This is a genomic window from Salinifilum ghardaiensis (assembly GCF_054491345.1).
Genome location: NZ_CM137101.1, coordinates 3,682,322 through 3,701,910, shown reverse-complemented (window position 1 = coordinate 3,701,910; position 19,589 = coordinate 3,682,322). Strand labels below are relative to the sequence as shown.

At 73.1% G+C, this 19,589-nt stretch carries 19 protein-coding genes; 10 read left to right on the top strand and 9 right to left on the bottom strand.

Going from position 1 to position 19,589, the window contains the following annotated elements:
• Positions 1 to 7 precede the first annotated feature (7 nt).
• Positions 8 to 1,180 (bottom strand): NAD(P)/FAD-dependent oxidoreductase, encoded by a 1,173-nt coding sequence (locus ACVGV0_RS16875; RefSeq protein WP_459156650.1) that lies wholly within the window; start codon positions 1,178 to 1,180, stop codon positions 8 to 10.
• 216 nt (positions 1,181 to 1,396) lie between these two features.
• Here ACVGV0_RS16875 and ACVGV0_RS16870 point away from each other — a divergent pair, with 216 nt between their 5' ends.
• Complete coding sequence (locus tag ACVGV0_RS16870; protein ID WP_459156649.1) at positions 1,397 to 2,143, top strand: IclR family transcriptional regulator; 747 nt, start codon at positions 1,397 to 1,399, stop codon at positions 2,141 to 2,143.
• Positions 2,144 to 2,249: 106 nt separating this feature from the next.
• Here ACVGV0_RS16870 and ACVGV0_RS16865 read toward each other — a convergent pair whose 3' ends face one another.
• Positions 2,250 to 2,672, bottom strand: a complete 423-nt coding sequence (locus ACVGV0_RS16865) for a hypothetical protein (protein WP_459156648.1) — start codon at positions 2,670 to 2,672, stop codon at positions 2,250 to 2,252.
• A gap of 475 nt (positions 2,673 to 3,147) precedes the next feature.
• Here ACVGV0_RS16865 and ACVGV0_RS16860 point away from each other — a divergent pair, with 475 nt between their 5' ends.
• Positions 3,148 to 3,645, top strand: coding sequence for a hypothetical protein (locus ACVGV0_RS16860; protein WP_459156647.1), 498 nt, complete (start codon positions 3,148 to 3,150; stop codon positions 3,643 to 3,645).
• Here the strand turns inward: ACVGV0_RS16860 and ACVGV0_RS16855 are convergent.
• On the bottom strand, positions 3,629 to 4,420 hold the full coding sequence (locus tag ACVGV0_RS16855) for a cupin domain-containing protein (RefSeq protein ID WP_459156646.1): 792 nt from the start codon (positions 4,418 to 4,420) through the stop codon (positions 3,629 to 3,631). The two genes, ACVGV0_RS16860 and ACVGV0_RS16855, sit on opposite strands and share 17 nt — an antisense overlap.
• A 180-nt stretch (positions 4,421 to 4,600) precedes the next feature.
• Here ACVGV0_RS16855 and ACVGV0_RS16850 point away from each other — a divergent pair, with 180 nt between their 5' ends.
• Together ACVGV0_RS16850 and ACVGV0_RS16845 are read left to right on the top strand one after the other, a co-directional pair.
• A complete protein-coding gene (locus tag ACVGV0_RS16850; protein WP_459156645.1) occupies positions 4,601 to 5,569 on the top strand; it encodes a D-2-hydroxyacid dehydrogenase family protein in 969 nt (322 codons plus the stop codon).
• 222 nt (positions 5,570 to 5,791) lie between these two features.
• Positions 5,792 to 7,117, top strand: coding sequence for an MFS transporter (locus tag ACVGV0_RS16845; protein ID WP_459156644.1), 1,326 nt, complete (start codon positions 5,792 to 5,794; stop codon positions 7,115 to 7,117).
• A gap of 91 nt (positions 7,118 to 7,208) precedes the next feature.
• On the opposite strand, the gene ACVGV0_RS16840 is transcribed toward ACVGV0_RS16845, so the two are convergent.
• Positions 7,209 to 8,195, bottom strand: a complete 987-nt coding sequence (locus tag ACVGV0_RS16840; RefSeq protein WP_459156643.1) for a LacI family DNA-binding transcriptional regulator — start codon at positions 8,193 to 8,195, stop codon at positions 7,209 to 7,211.
• Between the two features lie 85 nt (positions 8,196 to 8,280).
• Here ACVGV0_RS16840 and add point away from each other — a divergent pair, with 85 nt between their 5' ends.
• Both add and ACVGV0_RS16830 read left to right on the top strand, forming a co-directional pair.
• Complete coding sequence (gene add / locus ACVGV0_RS16835) at positions 8,281 to 9,306, top strand: adenosine deaminase (RefSeq protein ID WP_459156642.1); 1,026 nt, start codon at positions 8,281 to 8,283, stop codon at positions 9,304 to 9,306.
• 167 nt (positions 9,307 to 9,473) lie between these two features.
• On the top strand, positions 9,474 to 10,151 hold the full coding sequence (locus ACVGV0_RS16830; protein ID WP_459156641.1) for an HAD family hydrolase: 678 nt from the start codon (positions 9,474 to 9,476) through the stop codon (positions 10,149 to 10,151).
• A 325-nt stretch (positions 10,152 to 10,476) separates the two neighbouring features.
• Here the strand turns inward: ACVGV0_RS16830 and ACVGV0_RS16825 are convergent, their stop codons facing one another.
• Positions 10,477 to 11,523: an LLM class F420-dependent oxidoreductase gene (locus ACVGV0_RS16825; protein WP_459156640.1), complete on the bottom strand. Its 1,047-nt coding sequence runs from the start codon at positions 11,521 to 11,523 to the stop codon at positions 10,477 to 10,479.
• A gap of 201 nt (positions 11,524 to 11,724) precedes the next feature.
• On the opposite strand from ACVGV0_RS16825, the gene ACVGV0_RS16820 reads away from it, so the two are divergent.
• The 3 genes from ACVGV0_RS16820 (at position 11,725) to ACVGV0_RS16810 (ending at position 13,765) form a co-directional block, all read left to right on the top strand.
• On the top strand, positions 11,725 to 12,108 hold the full coding sequence (locus tag ACVGV0_RS16820; RefSeq protein ID WP_459156639.1) for a phage holin family protein: 384 nt from the start codon (positions 11,725 to 11,727) through the stop codon (positions 12,106 to 12,108).
• A gap of 110 nt (positions 12,109 to 12,218) precedes the next feature.
• Entirely contained in the window at positions 12,219 to 12,959 is a 741-nt protein-coding gene (gene pepE / locus ACVGV0_RS16815) for a dipeptidase PepE (RefSeq protein ID WP_459156638.1), read from the top strand.
• A 395-nt stretch (positions 12,960 to 13,354) separates the two neighbouring features.
• The gene (locus ACVGV0_RS16810; protein WP_459156637.1) at positions 13,355 to 13,765 is read left to right on the top strand and encodes a roadblock/LC7 domain-containing protein; all 411 of its coding nucleotides are present in this window, start codon (positions 13,355 to 13,357) and stop codon (positions 13,763 to 13,765) included.
• Between the two features lie 93 nt (positions 13,766 to 13,858).
• Here the strand turns inward: ACVGV0_RS16810 and ACVGV0_RS16805 are convergent, their stop codons facing one another.
• The 3 genes from ACVGV0_RS16805 to ACVGV0_RS16795 all read right to left on the bottom strand — a co-directional run bounded on the left by ACVGV0_RS16805 (position 13,859) and on the right by ACVGV0_RS16795 (position 16,913).
• Entirely contained in the window at positions 13,859 to 14,317 is a 459-nt protein-coding gene (locus ACVGV0_RS16805) for a carboxymuconolactone decarboxylase family protein (RefSeq protein ID WP_459156636.1), read from the bottom strand.
• Between the two features lie 373 nt (positions 14,318 to 14,690).
• Positions 14,691 to 15,689: a sugar phosphate isomerase/epimerase family protein gene (locus ACVGV0_RS16800; RefSeq protein ID WP_459156635.1), complete on the bottom strand. Its 999-nt coding sequence runs from the start codon at positions 15,687 to 15,689 to the stop codon at positions 14,691 to 14,693.
• Between the two features lie 42 nt (positions 15,690 to 15,731).
• The gene (locus ACVGV0_RS16795; RefSeq protein WP_459156634.1) at positions 15,732 to 16,913 is read right to left on the bottom strand and encodes a Gfo/Idh/MocA family protein; all 1,182 of its coding nucleotides are present in this window, start codon (positions 16,911 to 16,913) and stop codon (positions 15,732 to 15,734) included.
• A 173-nt stretch (positions 16,914 to 17,086) separates the two neighbouring features.
• On the opposite strand from ACVGV0_RS16795, the gene ACVGV0_RS16790 reads away from it, so the two are divergent.
• On the top strand, positions 17,087 to 18,115 hold the full coding sequence (locus ACVGV0_RS16790) for a LacI family DNA-binding transcriptional regulator (RefSeq protein ID WP_459156633.1): 1,029 nt from the start codon (positions 17,087 to 17,089) through the stop codon (positions 18,113 to 18,115).
• 373 nt (positions 18,116 to 18,488) lie between these two features.
• On the opposite strand, the gene ACVGV0_RS16785 is transcribed toward ACVGV0_RS16790, so the two are convergent.
• Positions 18,489 to 19,295: a M15 family metallopeptidase gene (locus ACVGV0_RS16785; protein ID WP_459156632.1), complete on the bottom strand. Its 807-nt coding sequence runs from the start codon at positions 19,293 to 19,295 to the stop codon at positions 18,489 to 18,491.
• Between the last annotated feature and the right edge of the window lie 294 nt (positions 19,296 to 19,589).

The window sequence follows — 19,589 nt, the reverse complement described above, 5'->3', positions numbered from 1 at the left end:
GTGACCGCTACTCCCGGCGCAGCGCCGCGGACAGGCGGCGGCGGTGCCGGGAGAAGGCCTTGGGGCTGTTGCACGCGCACACCGCCACGGTGCGCCCACCGCGGTGGTAGGTGGCCACGAAGCGGTGCGAGCGCAGGGACCCGTCGACGACGCGGACCTCGTCCTTCGGGCCGGGGAACCCGGCGAACTGCAGCAGGTTGCCGTACTGCCGCGACCAGAACCGGGGGATCGCGGCGTAGTGCGAGACGGTCCACCCGGCGAGCAGGTTCCGCACCGCCACGGGCGGCTGGTTCATCGCCGTCCACCAGTGGTCGCTGCGCGCGGTGCGGCCGCGCCGCGCGGGCAGGTAGCGGGCGAGATCGCCGACGGCCACCACATTGGACACGGCGGTGACGCCGCCCGGGTTGGTCACCACCCCGTCGCGGACCTTCACGCCCGAACCGCGCAGCCACTCGGTGACCGGGCGGCTGCCGACCTCCACGACGACCAGATCGGCGGGCAGCACCCGGCCGTCGGCGAGTTCGACCCCGGTGGCGCGGTCCCGGCCGAGCACCCTGCTGGCCGGGGTGCCGCAGCGCATCCGCACGCCGTGGTCCTCGTGCAGCGCGAGCCAGGTGGGGGCGAGCTCGATGCCGAGCGTGCGCGCCAGCGGCATGTGCTGAGCCTCGACGAGGGTGACGTGCGCTCCGCGGCCGCGGCAGGCGGAGGCGATCTCGGTGCCGATGAGCCCGCCACCGATGACGACGACGCGCATGCCCGGTGCGAGTTCGGTGCGCAGCGCGTGCGCCTGGTCGAGCGTGCGCAGGTAGTGCACGCCGGGGAGGTGTTCCGTTCCGGGCAGGGTGATGGGGCGGGCGCCGGTGGCCAGCACGGCGCCGTCGACGGCGACGGTGGTGCCGTCGTCGAGCGCGATGCAGCCCTGCCGGGGCCGCAGCCCGACCGCCCTGGTGCCGGGACGCCACTCCGCTTCGAGGGCGTCCTCCTCCTTCTCGGTGGCCAGCGCGAGCTCGTCCGAGGACTGCCCGTCGGTCAGGAAGTCCTTCGACAGCACGGGCCGGTCGTAGGGGCGGTGTGACTCCTCGCCGATCATGACCAGGCGCCCGTCGAACCCCTGCTCCCGCAGCTCCTGCGCCGCGCGCCAGCCCGCGATCGAGGTTCCGACGACGGCGACCGCCTTCATACCGCCAGCCCGGATCCGCCGGGCCCACCGGGAGAACGCACACGTACCTCCGTTGCATCACACGAAACCGGGAGTAATATGTGCAACAAATTTCGCTCTCGGGTTCCGACAACGTCAAGAGGGATCACAGATGGTTCCGGAAATGGCACGTGGAACGGATACGGTTGGACCGTGGGTAGTTCAGCGGAGACACACGGAAGGAGCTCGGGCGCTCTGGTGCAGTCCGTCGACCGGGCTGTCACCGTCTTGGAACTGCTGGCGCGGAGCGGAGAAGCCGGCATCACCGAGATCGCCTCGGAACTGGGAGTGCACAAGTCCACGGCCTCCCGGTTGGTCAGCGTGCTCGAGTCACGCGGCCTGGTGGAGCAGCTCAGCGAGCGAGGTAAGTACACGATCGGGTTCGGCGTCGTGCGGCTGGCGGGGGCGGCGACCGAGCGCATGGACCTGCCACGGCTCGGGCGGCCGTTCTGCGACTCCCTGGCCTCCGACCTCGGGGAAACGGTCAACATCGCGATCCGCGACAACGACGTCGCCCTGAACATCAGCCAGGCCCGCGGCACCGCCGCGGTGACCGCGCACAACTGGGTCGGGCAGCGCACCCCGCTGCACGCGACCTCGAGCGGCAAGGTCCTGCTCGCGCACGCCCCGCAGGAGGACCAGGACGCGATCCTCGGGGAACCGCTGCAGCGCTACACGAACCGGACGGTGGTCGATGCCGGGCAGCTGCGCAAGGACTTCGACGTGATCGCGCGCGACGGGTACGCCGCCTCCTTCGAGGAACTCGAGCTCGGCCTCAACGCCGCCGCCGTGGCGGTCTACAACCAGGAGGGTTCCGTCGTCGCGGCGCTCAGCGCCTCCGGGCCGTCCTACCGCTTCTCGCGCCGCCGCGTCCGCGACGTCGTCGGCGCGATGCGCGTGGCGGCCAAGGAACTCTCCTCGCAGCTCGGCTACCTCGGGGTGTGAGGAGGCCGCGCGGTCACGCGGAATCTCGAGCGGAGGTTGCACGTGACAGCGCGGTACTCCGCGCAACGACCGCCCGGCCGGACCGATCCAGCCCCGGGAGGAGTGCTCAGCGGCCGCGCCGCCGCTCGTCCGCGCGGCGGGTCGGTTCGGCGGCGGAGGCCCCGTCCGCGGTGCGGGGGGTACCGCCGCTCACCTGCGTCGGCCCCGCCGGCAGGTCCTGGCGGGTGCGCGGTGCCGCGCGAGCGGGCGCTTCGGCACCGGTGGGCAGGCCGGGGCGCGTGCCGTGCCGCGGCCGGTGTTCCGCGCGCGCACCGGCGGGAGCGGCTTCCGCCGGGCGCTCCGATCGCTGGGCGGCGATGTAGCGGCCCTGGGCGAGGAGGACGAGGAGTCCGACGACGAGCGCGGCGACGGCGAGCACCAGTGCGAACGCGAGGGACTCGTGCCACCACAGGGCGGCTGCCACGCCGCAGCCCGCGCCGCACGCGGCCGCCAGCACGTGGAAGAGCAGATGGACGCCGTAGCCCTGCACGATCAGTGACCTCCTGCATCGGTGTCCCGTGGAGCGGTGCACCCGGACCGCCGGAGCGCGCCGCCTGCGCGTTGCTCCGGCGTGCGCCGCCGCGGTGGGGCATCGCCCGCGTTCCCGCCGCTTCGTGCGTGCGGCGGCGGAGGACGGTGACGAAACCGTTATCCCATCGTACTCGCCCGGATTGATCTCCTCGTCCGCGCTGAGCGGACGGTTGAGCGGATGCGGTGGGGATCTCCGCCGCGTCCGCCCCCGCTCCTCCGCATCCCGGGTCACTCGTCCGTGGGGTGAGCCGGCTTCGTCTTCAGCGGGATCTCCGCGCAGGCCCTACCGTCGACGCGAAAGGCCGAACGCGCCGAAAATCCGCTCACCGGAACCGGCCCGCTGCCGCGGCGCGGCCGGTCGCACGCGGACGCGCGGGGCCGGGCGCCCGCCGATCCGCCGGGTGTCCGGAGAACGAGCTGCTGAACTTCGGGGGGTGAGGCGAGTGCTCAACTCGCTGGCCGCGTTCGCCGCGTTCGCGGGGGTGCTGATCACGGTCATCATCGGGGCGTCGCTGGCGATGTGCTGGTACGAGCACCGCATGCTCGGCACGCGCCCCGCGCAGCGCAGCCGCCTCCGCCGCCCGCCCAGCTCCGGTCCCGGCGCGCCGGAGCCGGCGCCGGGGCACGCCGCCGAACCACCCGCACCGCTCGCCGAGCAGGAGCCGGGCCGTCCCGCACCGGACCGCCGCGTGCCCGGCGCCGACCGCACACCGCCCACCGCGGTGCCGCCGGGGGCCGCGCGCCGCATCACGCCGGCCGCCTCCGCCGGCGTCGCGCTGCTGGTCCTGCTGCTGACGATCGTCTCCCGGAGCGGGCAGGCGCACCCGCTGATCGGCACCGGCCAGGGCGGCGGCACCGGGAAGCGGCCCGTCCGCTCGCCAGCGCGGTCCGCCGCTGCCGCCCGCGGGACCGGCCTCAGGCGTCCTCGTTGAGCACGTGGAAGTCGGCGAAGTCGAACCCGGGGGAGACGACGCAGCTGACCAGCGTTTCCACCGTGGGCGCGGCGCTGGCGCACTGCCACGTGCGCGCCGGGACCAGGGCCTGCGGGCTCTGACCCGCACCTGCGCCGAGCGAGATGTGCTCCGGGTGCTCCGCGGGCCGCTTCCCCTCGCCGCCGAGGTGCAGGTTGAGCGGCCCGCCCCGGTGCCACATCCACAGCTCCTCCGACTCGACCGTGTGCCACCGGGACGTCTCCCCGGGGGTGAGCAGGAAGTAGATCGCCGTCGCCGAGGGGCGCGGGGACCCGTCCCGGGAGAGCGCGAACGGGCTCGTCCACGTGCGCCGGTACCAGCCGCCCTCCGGGTGCGGCAGCAGGTCGAACTCCTCGGCGGTGTGGCTGCGCGTCTCCAGCGAGAGGAACGTGCCGTCCGGGCCGCGGCGCGCGTAGTACACGTCGACCACCGCCGAGCGGTCCAGCGGTCCGTAGACGTGCGGGAACGGGGTACCGGGGTCCACACCCGGCGGCGGGGCGGGAGCGGCGGCCTCCCAGCGCAGCGGGGAGGTGATGCGCTCCGGGTCGAGTTCCGCTGCGATCATCGGCTCGTTCTCGGCCCGGTACAGGCTGTTCGCCACGGCCAGCGCGGTGGTCAGGTCCGGCGAGCAGTGCGCGAAACCCTCGTGGTCGAGCGACGCGGGTCGCAGCGGTTCGGTGCGGTCGGCCTGGAACACGCTCAACGGCAGCAGGTGCAGTACGGTCGGTCCGATCACGGTGCCAGTCTCCCCCGGCGGTCAGCCGCGGGCCACGCAGGGTGTGCCACGGCGCAGGTACGGGCCGGCACCGAGCGCGGCCGGTTCCGGTCGGTGGTGGCACGCCCGGTGCCGCCGCACGCGCGGTGTCCCGGGGAGGCCGGCCCGACCGGAAGAGGAACGTCAGCGGAGGTGCGTGCGGTGCGAATCGCGGTGCTCGACGACTACCAGGACGTCGCGCGGGAGTACGCGGACTGGGGATCCCTGCCCGCCGGGGCGGAGTTCTTCACCGATGCCGTCGCCGGTCCGGGCGAACTGGTGGAACGGCTCCGGCCGTTCGAGATCGTCGCGGCGATGCGGGAGCGCAGCGGGTTCCCCCGCGAGGTGCTGGAGCGCCTGCCGAACCTGCGGCTGCTGGTGACCACGGGCATGCGCAACGCGGCGATCGATCTGGACGCCGCGCGGGAACTGGGCATCACCGTCTGCGGCACCAGCAGCGGCACCCCGGAGGCCTCCTGGGTGCCGACGACCGAGCTGACGTGGGGCCTGATCTTCGCGCTGCTGCGCAACATCCCGCAGGAGGACGCACGGGTGCGCGCCGGCCTGTGGCAGGGCAGCGTGGGGCTGGAGCTGCACGGGCGCACGCTCGGCGTGCTCGGGCTGGGGCGCCTGGGCAGGCAGGTCGCCACGATCGGCCGCGCGTTCGGCATGCCGGTCATCGCGTGGAGCCAGAACCTCACCGAGCAGGACGCGGCCGCCGTGGGGGCGCACCGGGTGGACGAGGACGAGCTGTTCGCCAGCGCCGACGTGCTGACGATCCACTCGGTGCTCAGCGCTCGCACGCGCGGGCTGGTCGGCGAGCGCGAGATCGGGTTGATGCGCCCCGGGGCGTACCTGGTCAACACCTCGCGCGGGCCGATCGTCGACGAGGCGGCGCTGCGCGAGGCGCTGCACGCGGGGCGGATCGCCGGGGCCGGGATCGACGTGTTCGAGCGGGAACCGCTGCCGGCCGACCACCCGTGGCGGAGCACGCCGCGGACGGTGCTCACGCCGCACCTCGGCTACGTCACCGAGGGCACTTACCGCGCCTTCTACACCGAGACCGTCGAGGACATCCGCGCGTACCTGGACGGAGCGCCGGTGCGCGTGCTCAACGCGACGAACACCTGAGGCGCTCGCGCCGCGGCGGTACGGGGAGGTGCGGCCGGTAGCCGGCCTCCTCGCCGCGGCGGCGGCTTGCTGACCGGGGACGACATCGCCCTTCGGGGAGGCGGTGACCGGCGGGCGCCGAACCGGCCGCTCCCGGCTACCGGAAGCGTGGTTGACGCGTGGTGAGACGTGCATCACGGTCATACCAACCAGTCGGTCCGCCGATCCGCAGTGGAGCCCGCAATGACCGCGAGCCACCAGCAAGCCCCCCGCAAACTCCTCGCCGCAGCACTCGTCGCCAGTTCGATCGAGTGGTACGACTTCTTCATCTACGCCACGGCGGCCGCTCTCGTGTTCGGTCCGCTGTTCTTCCCCGCGAGCACGCCGCTGATCGGTGTGCTGCTGTCCTTCGCCACCTTCTGGGCGGGGTTCGTCGCCCGGCCCATCGGCGGGCTGCTGTTCGGCCACTTCGGGGACCGCGTCGGCCGAAAACCCGCCCTCGTCACCTCGCTGGTCCTCATGGGAGCGGCGACGTTCCTCATCGGCCTGCTGCCGACCGCCGGAACCATCGGCATGGCCGCGCCGATCGTCCTCGTCACGCTCCGGTTCCTGCAGGGACTGGCCGTCGGCGGCCAGTGGGGCGGCATCGTGCTGCTGCTGACGGAGAACGTGTCGTCCTCCCGTCGCGGGGTGGCCGGATCGTTCGGCCAGGTCGGCGTGCCGGTGGGCGTCTTCGCCGGCAACGCCGCCTTCCTGCTCATGGGTGTGCTGGCCCCGGGCGACGCGTTCCTGAGCTGGGGCTGGCGGGTGCCGTTCCTCGCCAGCGCCGTGCTCGCCCCGGTGGTGCTGTTCATCCAGCTCCGCGTCGAGGACACCCCGGTGTTCCAGCGCCTCCGCTCGGAGAAGGAGCAGGCCGAAGCCGCCCGGCCCAAGGCCCCGCTGCTGGAGGTGCTGCGCACGCACTGGCGCACCGTCCTGCTCGGCTCGGGCCTGCTGTTCGCCTCGAACTCGATCTTCTACATCAGCATCTCCGGGCTGCTGGACTACACCACCCGGGAACTCGGCATGGAACGCACCTCGATCCTCACGGTGACCCTGTTCAGCTCGGTCGTCGGCGTGGCGGTCATCTTCGTCGCCGGACGGCTGGCCGATTCCTGGGGACGGCGACCGCTCGTGTGGCTCGGCGGCGGGCTGCTCGTGCTGTGGGCGTTCCCGTTCTTCTGGCTCGTGGAGACCGCGACCATGGTGGGCGTGACGCTCGCCGCCGTGATCGGCAGCGTCTGCTCGGGCTTCAACTACGGACCGCTGGCCGCCTACATGAGCGAGCTGTTCGCACCGCGCGTGCGCTACTCGGGAGCCTCGATGGCCTACCAGCTGGCGGCGATCCTCGTCAGCGGCGGCACGCCGTTCCTGATGACGGCGCTGCTGGCCACCACCGGCACCACGGCTTCGGTCTCGGCTTTCCTCGTGCTGATGGGGTTGATCACCTTCGCCTCGGCCGCACTGCTGCCGGAGACGCTGGCCGAGCGGCGCCGTTCGGCGGCGGTGGCGGACTCGCCCGCGCACTGACCCCGTGCGATGTCCCCGCAGGGCGGGGAGCACGACGGCGGCCGCGGACCGCCCGGTGCGTCCGGGCGGTCCGCGGTGCGCCGGACGCCGGTCAGTCGGCTGCTCCGGGCGCGGCGGGCTCCGCCGCCGGGTCCGGGCAGCCGCAGCTGCGGCGCGGGACCAGCTGCGCAGCGGGAGCGCGGTCGCCCGCTTCCGGGGAGTTCAACAAGGCCACCGCCTCCTCGGCAGCGGCCGCCAGCGGCTGCTGGACAGCCGCCAGGGCGGGCACGGTGAAGGCCGCCTCGCCGGTGCCGTCGCAGCTGATCAGGGCGAGCTCGCCGGGAACGGCGACTCCGCGGGCACCGGCCGCGGCCAGCACGCCGATCGCCTGCTCGTCCGTGGCGACCACCAGCGCGGACGGGAGCTCGCCGCGCGAGGCGAGCTCGGCGGCGAGGTCGCGGGCTGCGGCGCGGTCAGCGGCGCACCGCAGCAGCGGTCCGGCGGGGCGGGTGTCCTGCCAGGCGGCCCGTCGCTGCCCGAGCGGTCCGCGGTCGCGCTCACCGGCGAGGAAGCCGATCTCGGTGTGCCCGTGGTGCCGCAGGTGCTGCACCGCCGCGGTCACCGAGGCGGTGTTGTCGGCGGCCACCAGCGGCAACCGGGAGTTCTCCGGCCGGTGGTGCACGTACACCGCCGGGGTTTCGCCCGCGTCGACGGTTCCGTCGACCTCCTCGCCCGTGGGGACGAGCACCAAGCCGTCCACCTGCGCCGAGCGGAACGCGCGCACCGCCGCGTCGTACTGGGCGGGGTCGAAGTCGGCGTTCGCGATCACCGTCAACGCGCCCGCGTTCCCGAGCGCCCGCTCCACGTGCCGGCCGAGCGCGGCGAAGTGCGGGTTGAGCGTGTCCGGCAGGACCAGGCCGACCATTCCGGAGGATCCGGACCGCAGCGCTGCGGCGATCCGGTTGCGGCGGTACCCGAGCTCGTCCGCCGCGCGCAGCACGCGCTCGCGCGTCGCCGCCGCCACCGGCCGCGGCCCACCGCTGAGCACGTAGCTGACCACGGCCGCCGAGGTTCCGGCGCGCCGCGCCACATCGCTCATCGTCACCGCCACAGCCGTCCCCTTCCGCCGTTCCCCCTGTGAGTCTAATCGATTAGACTCACTCGCACCGAACGGGAGGTGCGTCATGCGCGAAGAGGAGACCCCGGGGCACGGCGGTGCGGTCCCCGCCGGGGTGCCGCGGTGCGGTGCGGGTCGGTGCGACCTGCCCCGCTACGACCTGCACTGCCACCTGGACTGCAGCGTGCGGCCGGACACGGCGGTCGAACTGGCCGCCGCGGGGGGAGTGCCGGTGACGCGGCCGGCGCGGGAGCTCGTGGTCGCCCCGCCGGAGTGCGGCAGCCTGCCCGCGTTCCTCGCGCACGTCGAGTTCGCGGTCAGCGTGCTGCAGTCGGCGCGGGCGCTGCGGCGCGTGGCGCGGGAGCTCGTGCACGACTGGCACGCCGACGGGGTCGTCCACGGCGAGGCGCGCTTCGCCCCGCAGCTGCACACGCGCGCCGGACTCGGCATGGAAGGGGCGATCACCGCGGTCGCGTCCGGGCTCGCCGACGGCGCGGCGGAGACCGGGGTGCGCACCGGGCTGCTGCTGTGCTGCATGCGGGACGGTTCGCCGGAGACGAGCAGGCGGGTGGCCGAGCTCGCGGTGCGGCACCGCGACGTCGTCGCCGGGATCGACCTGGCCGGTGACGAGCGCTACCCGGGCGCGCCGCACCGCGCGGCCTTCGACGCGGTCCGGGAGGCCGGGCTCGGGATCACGATCCACGCGGGCGAGGGAGCGGGCCCGGAGAGCGTGTGGGAGGCCCTCGACGTGCTCGGCGCCGATCGCATCGGACACGGCGCGCGCTCCGCTGCGGACGCAGCGCTGCTGCGGCGGCTGCGCTCCGACGGGATCGCGGTGGAGGCCTGCCCGACGAGCAACGCGCAGACCGGGGCGGTGGCCGGGTTCGCCGCGCACCCCGCCGACCGGATGCTCGCCGACGGCATCGCGGTGACCGTCAACACCGATGCGCGTTCCACATCGGACACCACGTTGGGCCGCGAATTCGCGCGCATGGCCGAGCACTTCGGATGGACGGCCGAGCACGAACGGCGTTGCCAGGACAACGCCCGCGACGCCGCTTTCCGCTCCGCCGCGGCGGAGCGGCCCTGCTAGCGCCTCGTTGCGGTGCTGGCGCTCGCCGTTGCGGGAACGGTTGCCGCGCAGCACCGATCGGGGGCCGCTCGCACGTCCCCGGTTCGACGCGGCGCCGAGGGCGCTGGGGCGGCGTGGTGCAGGCAGCCGCGCCGCGCGATCCGACACCGACCGCGAAAGGACCTGGCATGCCGCAGAACCTCCTCTTCGACGCCGACGACACCCTCTGGGAGAACAACGTCCTGTTCGAGCGGGCCGTCGAGCGCGTCCTCGACGAGGTCGCCGGTCCCGACCTGCCCCGGGAGCAGCTCCGCGCGCAGCTGGACGCGATCGAAGCGGTCAACAGCCGGCGCCACGGCTACGGCGTCGACGTCTTCGAGCGCAGTCTCGGCGAATGCCTCGCCGTCTTCCGCGAGCCGGACGAGGCCGACCGGAGGCTGGTCACCGACGCGTGCGCGCCGATCCGGCAGCAGCGCGTCGAACTCCTCGACGGGGTTCGCGGGACGCTGCACGAGCTGCACCAGCGGCACCGGCTGTTCCTCGTCACCAAGGGCGACCGCGCCGAGCAGTCCGGGAAGGTCGACGTCTCGGGGCTGGCCGGGTTCTTCGACGACGTCGTGATCGTTCCGGAGAAGGACGCCGCGGTCTACGCCGACTTCGTCGAGGAGCGCCGGTTGGACGCGGCGCGGACCTGGATGATCGGCAATTCCCCGCGCTCCGACATCTGGCCCGCCCTCGAGGCCGGGATCGGCGCGGTGCTCGTGCCGCACCCGATGACGTGGTCGCTGGAAACCGAGGAGGTCCCCGAGGGGCACGCGAGGTTCCGCGCGGTCGAGGCCTTCCCGCTGTTGCGCGAGCACTTCTGAAAGGCGCCCTCCCGAAGGTGACCCGCTCGGTGGTGCACGCGTCCGGTCAATGCCCGACACGGCCTGCGTTGTGGACAACTTGTCGCCCGACCGCGTGGGGATGAATTCCAATTTTCATGAAAATTGAATCGTCTGGAACGGTTCCAGAGTGGCGGGGTCGCGTTCGGGAGCGGGCCGCAGCAGCCGGTGCCCGGCCGTCTTCGGCATCCGGTGCGCTCGCCGCAGCAGGCCCACCGCGGCGAGGGGCCACCACAGCTGTGCCCACCGCAACCGGCGTCGCGCTCGGGTGCCCACCGCGGCGGGTCCCCGAGCGCGCACCGGCGGATCACGCCTCGTCGGCGAGCTGCTTGACGCGCTCGATCAGCCGCGCCCGCTCGGTGGCATCCTGGGCCACGGGGGTGACGTTGAGCGTGGTCACGCCGGATTCCTTCATCGCGGCGAGCCGCTCCTTGACGTGCCCCTCCGAACCGACGAGGGAGGTCTTCTCGAGCAGTTCGCGCGGCACCGCCGCGGCGGCCTCGTCCTTCTTGCCGTCCAGGTACAGGTCCTGGATGCGCTCGGCCTCCTCCTCGTAGCCGTAGCGGCGGGCGAGGTTGTTGTAGAAGTTGCGGCCCTTGGCGCCCATGCCGCCGATGTACAGCGCCAGCTGGGGACGGCCGAGGTCGAGCAGTTCGTCGAGCCCCTCGCCGATCGCCAGCGGCGCCTGCACCACCACGTCCAGCGGCGGCAGGTTCGGATCGCGGCGCTGCCGGCCCTCGCGCAGCGACTCGCCCCAGACCATGTCGGCCTTCTCCGGGACGTAGAAGATCGGTTCCCAGGACTCGGCGATCTCCGCGGTCATGGCGACGTTCTTCGGCCCGATCGCGGCGATCATGATCGGGATGCGTTCGCGCACCGGGTGGTTGATCAGCTTCAGCGGCTTGCCCAGGCCGGTGCCCTGCCCCTCCGGCAGCGGGATCGCGTAGTTCTTGCCCTGGTGCTGCACCCGCTCGCGGCGCCAGACCTGCCGGCAGATGTCGACGATCTCCCGGGTGCGCCCCAGCGGCGCCTGGTAGGGGATGCCGTGGAACCCCTCGATGACCTGCGGTCCGGACGCGCCGATGCCGAGGGTGAACCGCCCGCCGGAGACGTAGTCCATGCCGGCGGCGGTCATCGCGGTCAGCGTGGGCGTGCGGGTGTAGATCTGCAGGATCCCCGAGGCGATCTCCAGGCGTTCGGTGCGCGCCGCGATGAAGCCCATCTGGCTGACCGCGTCGAAGGAGTACGCCTCGGGCACGTAGACGATGTCCAGCCCGGCCCGCTCGTAGGTGTTCAGCTCCGCGACCGTCTCGTCGAAGCCTCCGCTGTAGTTCAGCGGCATTCCGATGCGCATGCTCGTCCTCTCGTCCCGTCGGAAGGGGTGCGACTGCCTCGTTGCGCGCAGGCTACCGGTGAGTAAACGTGTGCGGGAGCCCCGAAACGCGGTCCGCGCGCCCCGCCCGGGTGCGCCTGCCCGCCGCGCCGAGCAGGGGCGGGTGCGCGATCGGTAGCGTCGGAGGTGTTCCGAGTCGTCGAACGGGGAGGCTGAGCGAGCGTGGTAGTCATCCTGCACATCCTGATCACGGCGGTGTCCGTCTGGATCGCGACCGTGCTCCCCGGGATCACGCTGGAGGGCGAGAGCACCGCCGCCAAGATCGGCACGCTCATCGCCGTCGCCGTGGTCTTCGGCGTCGTCAACGCGGTGCTCAAGCCGATCGCGAAGACGCTCGGGTGCGTGCTCTACGTGCTCACCCTGGGGCTGTTCGGGCTCGTGGTCAACGGACTGCTGTTCTGGCTGACCAGCTACATCGCAGGTCAGCTGTCCCTGCCGTTCCACGTGGGCGGTTTCTGGCCCGCGTTCTGGGGCGCGCTGATCGTGTCCCTGGTCAGCACGGCCCTCGGTGGCCTCGTCCGGGAGCGCGAGGTCGAGCGGGTCTGAGGAGGATCGGGCCGGGCGGTCTGCGAGGATGATCGCCGAGGCGCTGTTGGAGGACGCCGCCGGGGCGGGAGGACACCGCCAGCGGGGGCGCGCTGCGGGAGGAGGCCGCATTGGAGGGCGCGGGCACCGCGGACCTGCTGCTGCTGTCGAGCGGGGCCAAGCACGGCTCCGGGTTCCTCGAGTACGCCCTGGACGCGGTGGCCGAGCTGCTGGCCGGGCGGAAGGACCTGCTGTTCGTGCCCTACGCCCAGCGCGAGCACGACGCCTACACCACCCGCGTGGCCGAGGCCCTGGTCGACCTGGACGTGACCGTGCACGGCCTGCACCGCTGCGCGGACCCGCACGCAGCGCTGCGCGAGGCCGAAGCGGTCTTCGTCGGTGGCGGGAACTCGTTCCGGCTGCTGACCGCGCTGCACGCGCAGGAGCTGGTGGGACCGCTGCGGATGGCGGTCGAGCACGGCGCCTCCTACCTCGGGGCCAGCGCCGGCACGAACATGGCCTGCCCGTCGCTGCGCACCAGCAACGACATGCCGATCGCGCAGCCGCGGTCGTTCGCGGCGACCGGGCTGGTGCCGTTCCAGATCAACCCGCACTTCCTCGACGCCGACCCGGACAGCACGCACATGGGGGAGACCCGGGAGCGGCGCCTGCTGGAGTTCCTCGAGGACAACGACGTACCGGTGCTCGGCGTGCGCGAGGGGTCGTGGGTCCGGGCCCGCGAGGGGCGCGCGGTGCTCGGCGGCACGACCGGGGCGCGGCTGTTCCGGCGCGGGGCCGAACCGGAGGAGGTCCCTCCCGAAAGCGATGTCTCCTTCCTCCTCGACACGGTCCCGCGGTTCGATATCGATTGAGCATGTCCCTCGAACGGGTGGGATTGTGCGGTGATCTGACTCGACGCGGGCCCTTGCGAACTCGCGTGCGGTGTGCTCCTGCCCGGTGGGCTGCGTCCGGTTCGCGCGGATCCCGCGCGGGGTGCGGGCCGCCTGAGCAGGAGTTGATCTCGCTGTGCGGTGGCCTTATCACGCACCGCAGCGAGCGCTGCGGTGCGGGAGCCGGACCACCGGCTCCCGGCCCGCACGCGGCGGTGCTCGCGGAAGCACCGCGGAAGGCCCCGGCCACCGGCGCGATAACCTGGCCGCCCCGCTGCGGGGAACCGCCGCACAAGGCCGACAACCGAACAGGTCGAACCTCGCGCAGGTTCGACACCACGACCGCGTGCGTACCGACGCTGAAGGGGTGGCCGGGAATGTTCGAACGCAACGACGAGCTCACGTACCTCCTGGACGATCTGGTGCACCGCGTTGCGGGAACCTGGCACGCCATCGCTCTGTCCCTCGACGGGCTGCTCGCCGGGTCCTCGAGCGGGTTGGCGGCCTCCTACGGGGAGCACCTGGCCGCTCTCGCCTCGACGCTGCAGAGCGTCGCCCGCGAAACCGGCCGGCGCTTCGCAGGCGGGGGAGTGCGCCAGACCCTCGTCGAGATGGACCACGGCTTCCTGTTCGTCACGTCCACGCGCTCCGGTGCGTGCCTGGCCGTGCTGGCCGACGCCGACGTGGATCCGGGCGAGATCGCCTACGAGATGAACCTGATCGTCGACCGCGTGGCCGAGTGCGTGCACACGGCTCCCCGGCCGGTGCTGGGCGCGGCGCACGCGTGACCACCCGGCCGGTGCGGTGACCACCGGGCGGGGCGAACCGCCCGGCGGTCACCGGCGGACCGGCCACCGGGCGGTGGTCACCCGGCGGGAGCGTCACGCATCCGGGACGCGCGGATCGGTCCCGGGCACGGCGCGTGTCGTGATCGCGATGCGATTCCACGCGTTGATCGCCACGATGCCCCACACCACGGCGGCGAGCTCGTCCTCGTCGAGGACCGCCCGCGCCCGCTCGTACACATCGTCGGGAACCTGGTCCCGGTGCACGAGCGTGATCGCCTCGGTCAGCTCCAGCGCCGCCCGCTCCCGCTCGGTGAAGAACGGCGCCTCCCGCCACGCGCACAACGCGTGGAGGCGCTGCTCGGTCTCACCGGCCGCCCGCGCGTCGCGGGTGTGCATGTCGAGGCAGAACGCGCAGCTGTTGATCTGCGAGGCGCGGATCTTGACCAGCTCGTGCAGCACCGGGTCGACCGCTTCCTGCGTCCGCTGCGCCAACTCCCCCATCGCCCGGTAGATCCCCGGCGTGCGGCCCGCCAGGTCGACGCGTTCACCCATGTCGTCCCTCCTCGGTTCGCGCGGCTGCGCGCAGTTTCTCCGGATCTGCCGACGAGTCCCCGATCGAGGCCGGCCTCGATCGGGGACTCGTCGCACCGGGGAGACGTCCGTAGCAGGAGGAAACGTGACAGCTCCGCGCTGTGATCGCGCGCACAGCGCAGGTGGTCGGGTGCGGCGCTGCGGCTCGCCCGGCCGGTCCGGGAACGCCGTCCCGGTGCAGGCCTGGAGCGCTGACCACCGCGCGGTGCCGGATCCGTCGTTCGTCCGGAGCGCCGCGGGGACAGCTCCGCAGGCGGAGAACGGGCGGGTGGCCGCCCCGCCGCTGGCGGGCTGGTGGGCGCCGCCGTCCGAGAGGGCGCCCACCAGCAGGGAGTCACCGCTTCGCCGCTGCCGCGTGCAGGGTCCGCGCGGCGGTCGCGAGCCCCTCCGCCGTGTCGTAGGCGGCGTCCTCGTGCTCGATGTTCACCGGCATGTCCGGTGACACCTCGGCCAGCGCGGCCAGGAACCCGGCCCAGTACTCGGCGTCGTGGCCGACGCCCACGGCGACGAACCGCCACGCCGGATCCTCCGGCCAGGAGCTGCACCACGTCCCGATGCCGGTGGGCACCTTGTCCGGCGAGTCCGCGGGGACGCGGCCGAACGACGTGTCGAGCACACCGCGGACGTCGACGCCGGGGCAGAGCGCCACGTCCTTGGCCGCGGCGTGGAACACGCGCGACCCGAGGTGGCGGATGCAGGCCTCCACGTCCATGCCCTGCCACATCAGGTGCGAGGGGTCCATCTCCGCACCGATGTGCTCGGATCCGGTCAGCTCGATCAGCCGGGTCAGCGTCACCGGTGAGAACACGAGGTTGTGCGGGTGCATCTCGACGGCGACCCGCACGCCGCACTCGGCGGCGAGCGCGGCGATGTCGCCCCAGAACCGCGCGGCCACGTCCCACTGGTAGTCGAGCACGTCCATGTACGCGCCGTCCCACGGGTTCACCACCCACGACGGGTACTTCGCGTCCGGGTCGGAACCGGGCGTGCCGGACATGGTCACCACCGTGCCGACGCCGAGCTCGCCGGCGAGCCGGATGGTGCGGCGCAGGTCCTCGGCGTGCTTCGGCCCCGTTCCGGGCAGCGGGCTCAGCGGGTTGCCGTTGCAGTTGAGGCCGGTGAGCTCCATTCCGCGGGAGCGGAAGCGCTCGAGGTAGTCGCGCCGCGCCTCGGGCGAGGCCAGCAGCGCGTCCACGGGGCAGTGGGGCGCGGGCAGGAAACCTCCGGTGTTCACCTCCACGGAGGTGAGGTCGTGCCCCCGGAGGGCGTCGAGCGCCTGGTCGAGGTCGCGGTCGTGCAGGCAGGCGGTGTAGGCACCGAGCTTCAGCGGCATGGCGGATCCTTCCGGTGGAGTGGACGGGGCGGGTGAGGGTGCTCAGGCGATGTCGACGGCAGCACCGCTGCGCTGCGCGGATTCGACGACGGCGCGGATGACGCGCATGGTGCGGCGGGCGTCGGCGAACGACGCGCACGCGGGCAGCGGATCGGGCGCGTCCGCCACCGCGTCGAGGAACGCGCGGGCCTGGTAGACGAACAGCTCGGCGTTGCCGCCGCCGTTGCCGGGCGCTTGCATCGGGTACCCGCCGGCGAAGTACGGCAGCTGCGGACCGGCGATGACCTGGCGCGCGCCGCGGGTGCGCGAGGCCGGTTGGGGGTCGTCGAAGGTGTACTCGGCGGGACGGTGCCAGTCGAAGGCGGCGCGTCCGGAGCGGCCGCACACGTCGAAGGCGAGCCCGTTGGGCATCCCGAAGGCGGTGCGCGACACCGACAGCGAGCCGCTCAGACCGCTGCGGAAGTGCGCGGTGAACACCGCCGTGTCCTCGTTCTCCACCGGGCCGGTCTCCGAGCTCACGGGTGCTGCCTCGTGCCCGACCACGTTGCCCAGCGGCAGCGGCCGCTCCGGGATCTGCGTGGTGAGCACCCCGCCGGAGACGGCGGTGATCGGCCCGCAGACGTACTCGGCCACGTCGATGAGGTGCGCGCCGATGTCGCCGAGCGCACCGCTGCCGGGTTCGCCGGCGAAGCGCCAGGTCAGCGGGCCGTTCGGGGCGGTTGCGTAGTCGGCCCAGTAGCGGCCCTGGAACAGGGTCGCCGCGCCGATCTCGCCGTCGCGCACGTGGTCGCGGATCGCGGTGATCGCGGGGGAGCGGCGGAAGGTGTAGCCGACGGTGGTGACCACGTCCGCGGTCTCCTCGGCGGTCACCATGGCTTCGGCGTCCTCCATCGAACCGGCGAGCGGTTTCTCGCACAGCACGTGCTTGCCGGCGCGGACGGCGGCCTCGGCGATCGGGCGGTGCAGGGCGTTCCCGACGACGATGCTCACGGCGTCGATCGACGGGTCCGCGATGACTTCTTCCCAGCTCGTCAGGGCTTTTTCGAAGCCGTAGCGGCGGGCGGCGTCCTGGGCGAGGGAGGCGTCGGCGTCGGCGACCGCGGCGAGCCGCACGGGTGGGAGCCCGTCGCCGAAGACGGTGTTGACCTGGCGGTACCCGGCGGCGTGGCTGCGTCCGGCCATGCCGGCGCCGATGACGGCCACGGACAGGGGTTGCTGTGCCATGGGGCAGTCCTTCCTGGGAGTCGCGCTGCGGGCGGTGGTGCTCGCGGTGCGATCCGCGGTGGCGTGGGAGGCTGTGCACTGGGCCGAAACGTTCCGGTTTTCGGTGATTCGGAACACTAGGGATGCAGTGGTCCGTATGTCAAGACATAATCGGGGGCTGTGGAAGGAGCCGTGTGACGAGCAGGAGCACCAGAGCGACGATCGCCGACGTGGCGCGGGCCGCGGGAACCGCCGTGTCCACCGCCTCCGTGGCGCTGCGCGGGGAGTCCGGGGTGTCCGAGCGCACCCGGGTCCACGTCCTCGAGGTCGCGCGCCGCCTCGGTTACCGCCCCGACCAGCGCGCCCGGCACCTGCGGCAGCGCGATCCGCAACTGATCGGGGTCACGTTCGCGGCCGGGCAGGTCTTCCACGTCGACGTGCTCGACGAGCTCTACCGCGCCACCGACGAACTCGGCTACGACCTGGTGCTCAGCGCCACCACTGCCGAGCGGTCGGCCGAACGCGCCGTCGACGACCTGCTGCGCGACCGGTGCCGCACGCTCGTGCTCATCAGCCCCGAGCTCGACGAGCAGCAGCTGGTCGCCGCGAGCGAGCAGGCCACCGTGGTGGCGATCGGCTCCGAGGTCTCAGCCCCCGGTGTCGACTCCGTGCGCTCCGACGACCGGCAGGGCATCACCGACGCGGTGGACCACCTCGTCGGCCTCGGGCACCGGTCGGTGACCTACATCGACGGCGGAACCAGCGCCATGAGCGGCACCCGCCGCGAGGCCTACCGCGCGGCGATGGAGCGGCACGGCCTCGGCGACGCGGTCCGCGTGGTCGGCGGCAGGCCCACCGAGGAGTGCGGAGTCGACATCGCCGCGAGCTACGTCGACGGCACGGCCGCGCTGCCGGGGGCGGTCCTCGCGCACAACGACATGATCGCCATCGGGCTGGTGCTCACCCTGCGCGCCGGCGGAATCGCCGTGCCCGGCGACGTCTCCGTCATCGGCTACGACAACACCGCCACCGCAGCGCTGCGGACGGTGCAGCTCACCTCCGTCAGCCAGGACAGCGCGGCCCTGGCGCGCAGGGCCGCGCGGCGGGCCGTGCTGCGCGCCGAGGAAGCCGGGGAAGCCGCTCCCGCGGAGGAGATCGTCACGCCGGTCCAGCTGGTCCAGCGGACCAGCTGCGGAGCCCCGGGCGCATCGGCGCACGAGTGACGGGTGCCCTCGTCCGTCGTCCGCGTGCTGCGCCCGCGACCCCGAGCAGGGCGATCGCCTCGCGTTCCTCGAACGACAGGTACCTGCCGGTGGTGGCCGGCTCCCCGTCGCTCAGCACCCCGCCAGCTTCCTGGAACCAGCGGTCCCGACTCGCCGGGAAACCCCGGCCGTGGCCGAGGCCACCGCGATCGTCCGGCCGTCTCGGACCCCGTGCCAGAACGCCTGCCGCACCGGCCGCGGGTCGTCCCGGCCGCCCGGCACGTGCCCTCGCAACTCCTGCCGCCAGGGCCGGCGCGACCCCTGGAACCCACGTCGGCCATTTCTCGGGAGACGTCCGCGCCCCCCGGTGAGGACGAGGTCCGCGGCGGACGAGTCAGCTTCCGACCGAGCTGCGCGCGACCGGGAAGTCGAAGTAGGTCTCGGGGAACGGTTCTGCGGACAGCGTGAAGTGCCACCACTCGTTGGGGTAGTTCTCCATGCCGACCGCGGCGAGCGTGCTGCGCAGCAGGTCCCGGTTGTGCCGCGCTTCGTCGGTCACCCGCGGGTCGTCGGTGTGCGCGAGCGGGTCGAAGCAGTCGAAACCGGTGCCCATGTCCACGCTGTTGTCGTCGAAGCGCTCGTGCTCGGGTGCGTAGCAGGGCTTCAGCGGCTCGCCGGGGATGTACGGCCGCTGGGGAGCTGCGGGCAGTTCCACGAGGGTGAGATCGACCGTGCTTCCACGGCTGTGTCCGGACCGCTCGGCGATGTAGCCGTCCTCGAACAGCGTCGACTTGTCCGTGCGCGGGTAGAACTCCTCCTTCATCCGCTGATCGCCGAGCCGTTCGGCCCAGGAGACGAACTGGTCGACCGCGCGTTGCGGGCGGAAGCAGTCGTAGACCTTGAGCGTGTACCCCTTTCGCAGCAGTTTCCGCTGCGCCGCGTGCAGTGCTTCCGCCGCAGGCCGGGTGAGCAGGCACATCGGCTGGCGGTACCCGCGGATCGGGTGTCCCACGAAGTTGTGGTGCCCGGCGTAGCGGATTTCTTCGAGGACCGTCGGGGCGACGTCGCGCAGCGCGACGAACTCCTCCGGTGCCGGTTCGGAGCGCCCGTGCGCAGCGGCCGCGTCCGCCTGCCCGGGCGTGGCCGGTGACCCGGTGGCGGAGGTCGGGCCGCGCGCGGCCGTTGTCCCGGCCGTGTCCACCGGAGAGGGCGCGACGCCAGGACCGGACGCGGCGATCGGGGCGGACGCGGCGGCCGGACCGGATGCGGCGGCCGGACCGGATGCGGCGGTCGGACCGGATGCGGCGGTCAGAGCGAACACCACCGCTGTGCCGAGGACGGTGGCTCGCAAACGGGGCGCTGTCCGGAGTTTCCGATGGCTCAGCATGGATCGGTCGTAGCACTCCGCCGCATCCGGGGCAATCGCTTCGTCCGCCGCGGCGGTCTTCGGGGAACATTTCCCGCGCAATGTTCCACCACTCTTCAGGGGGAGCTC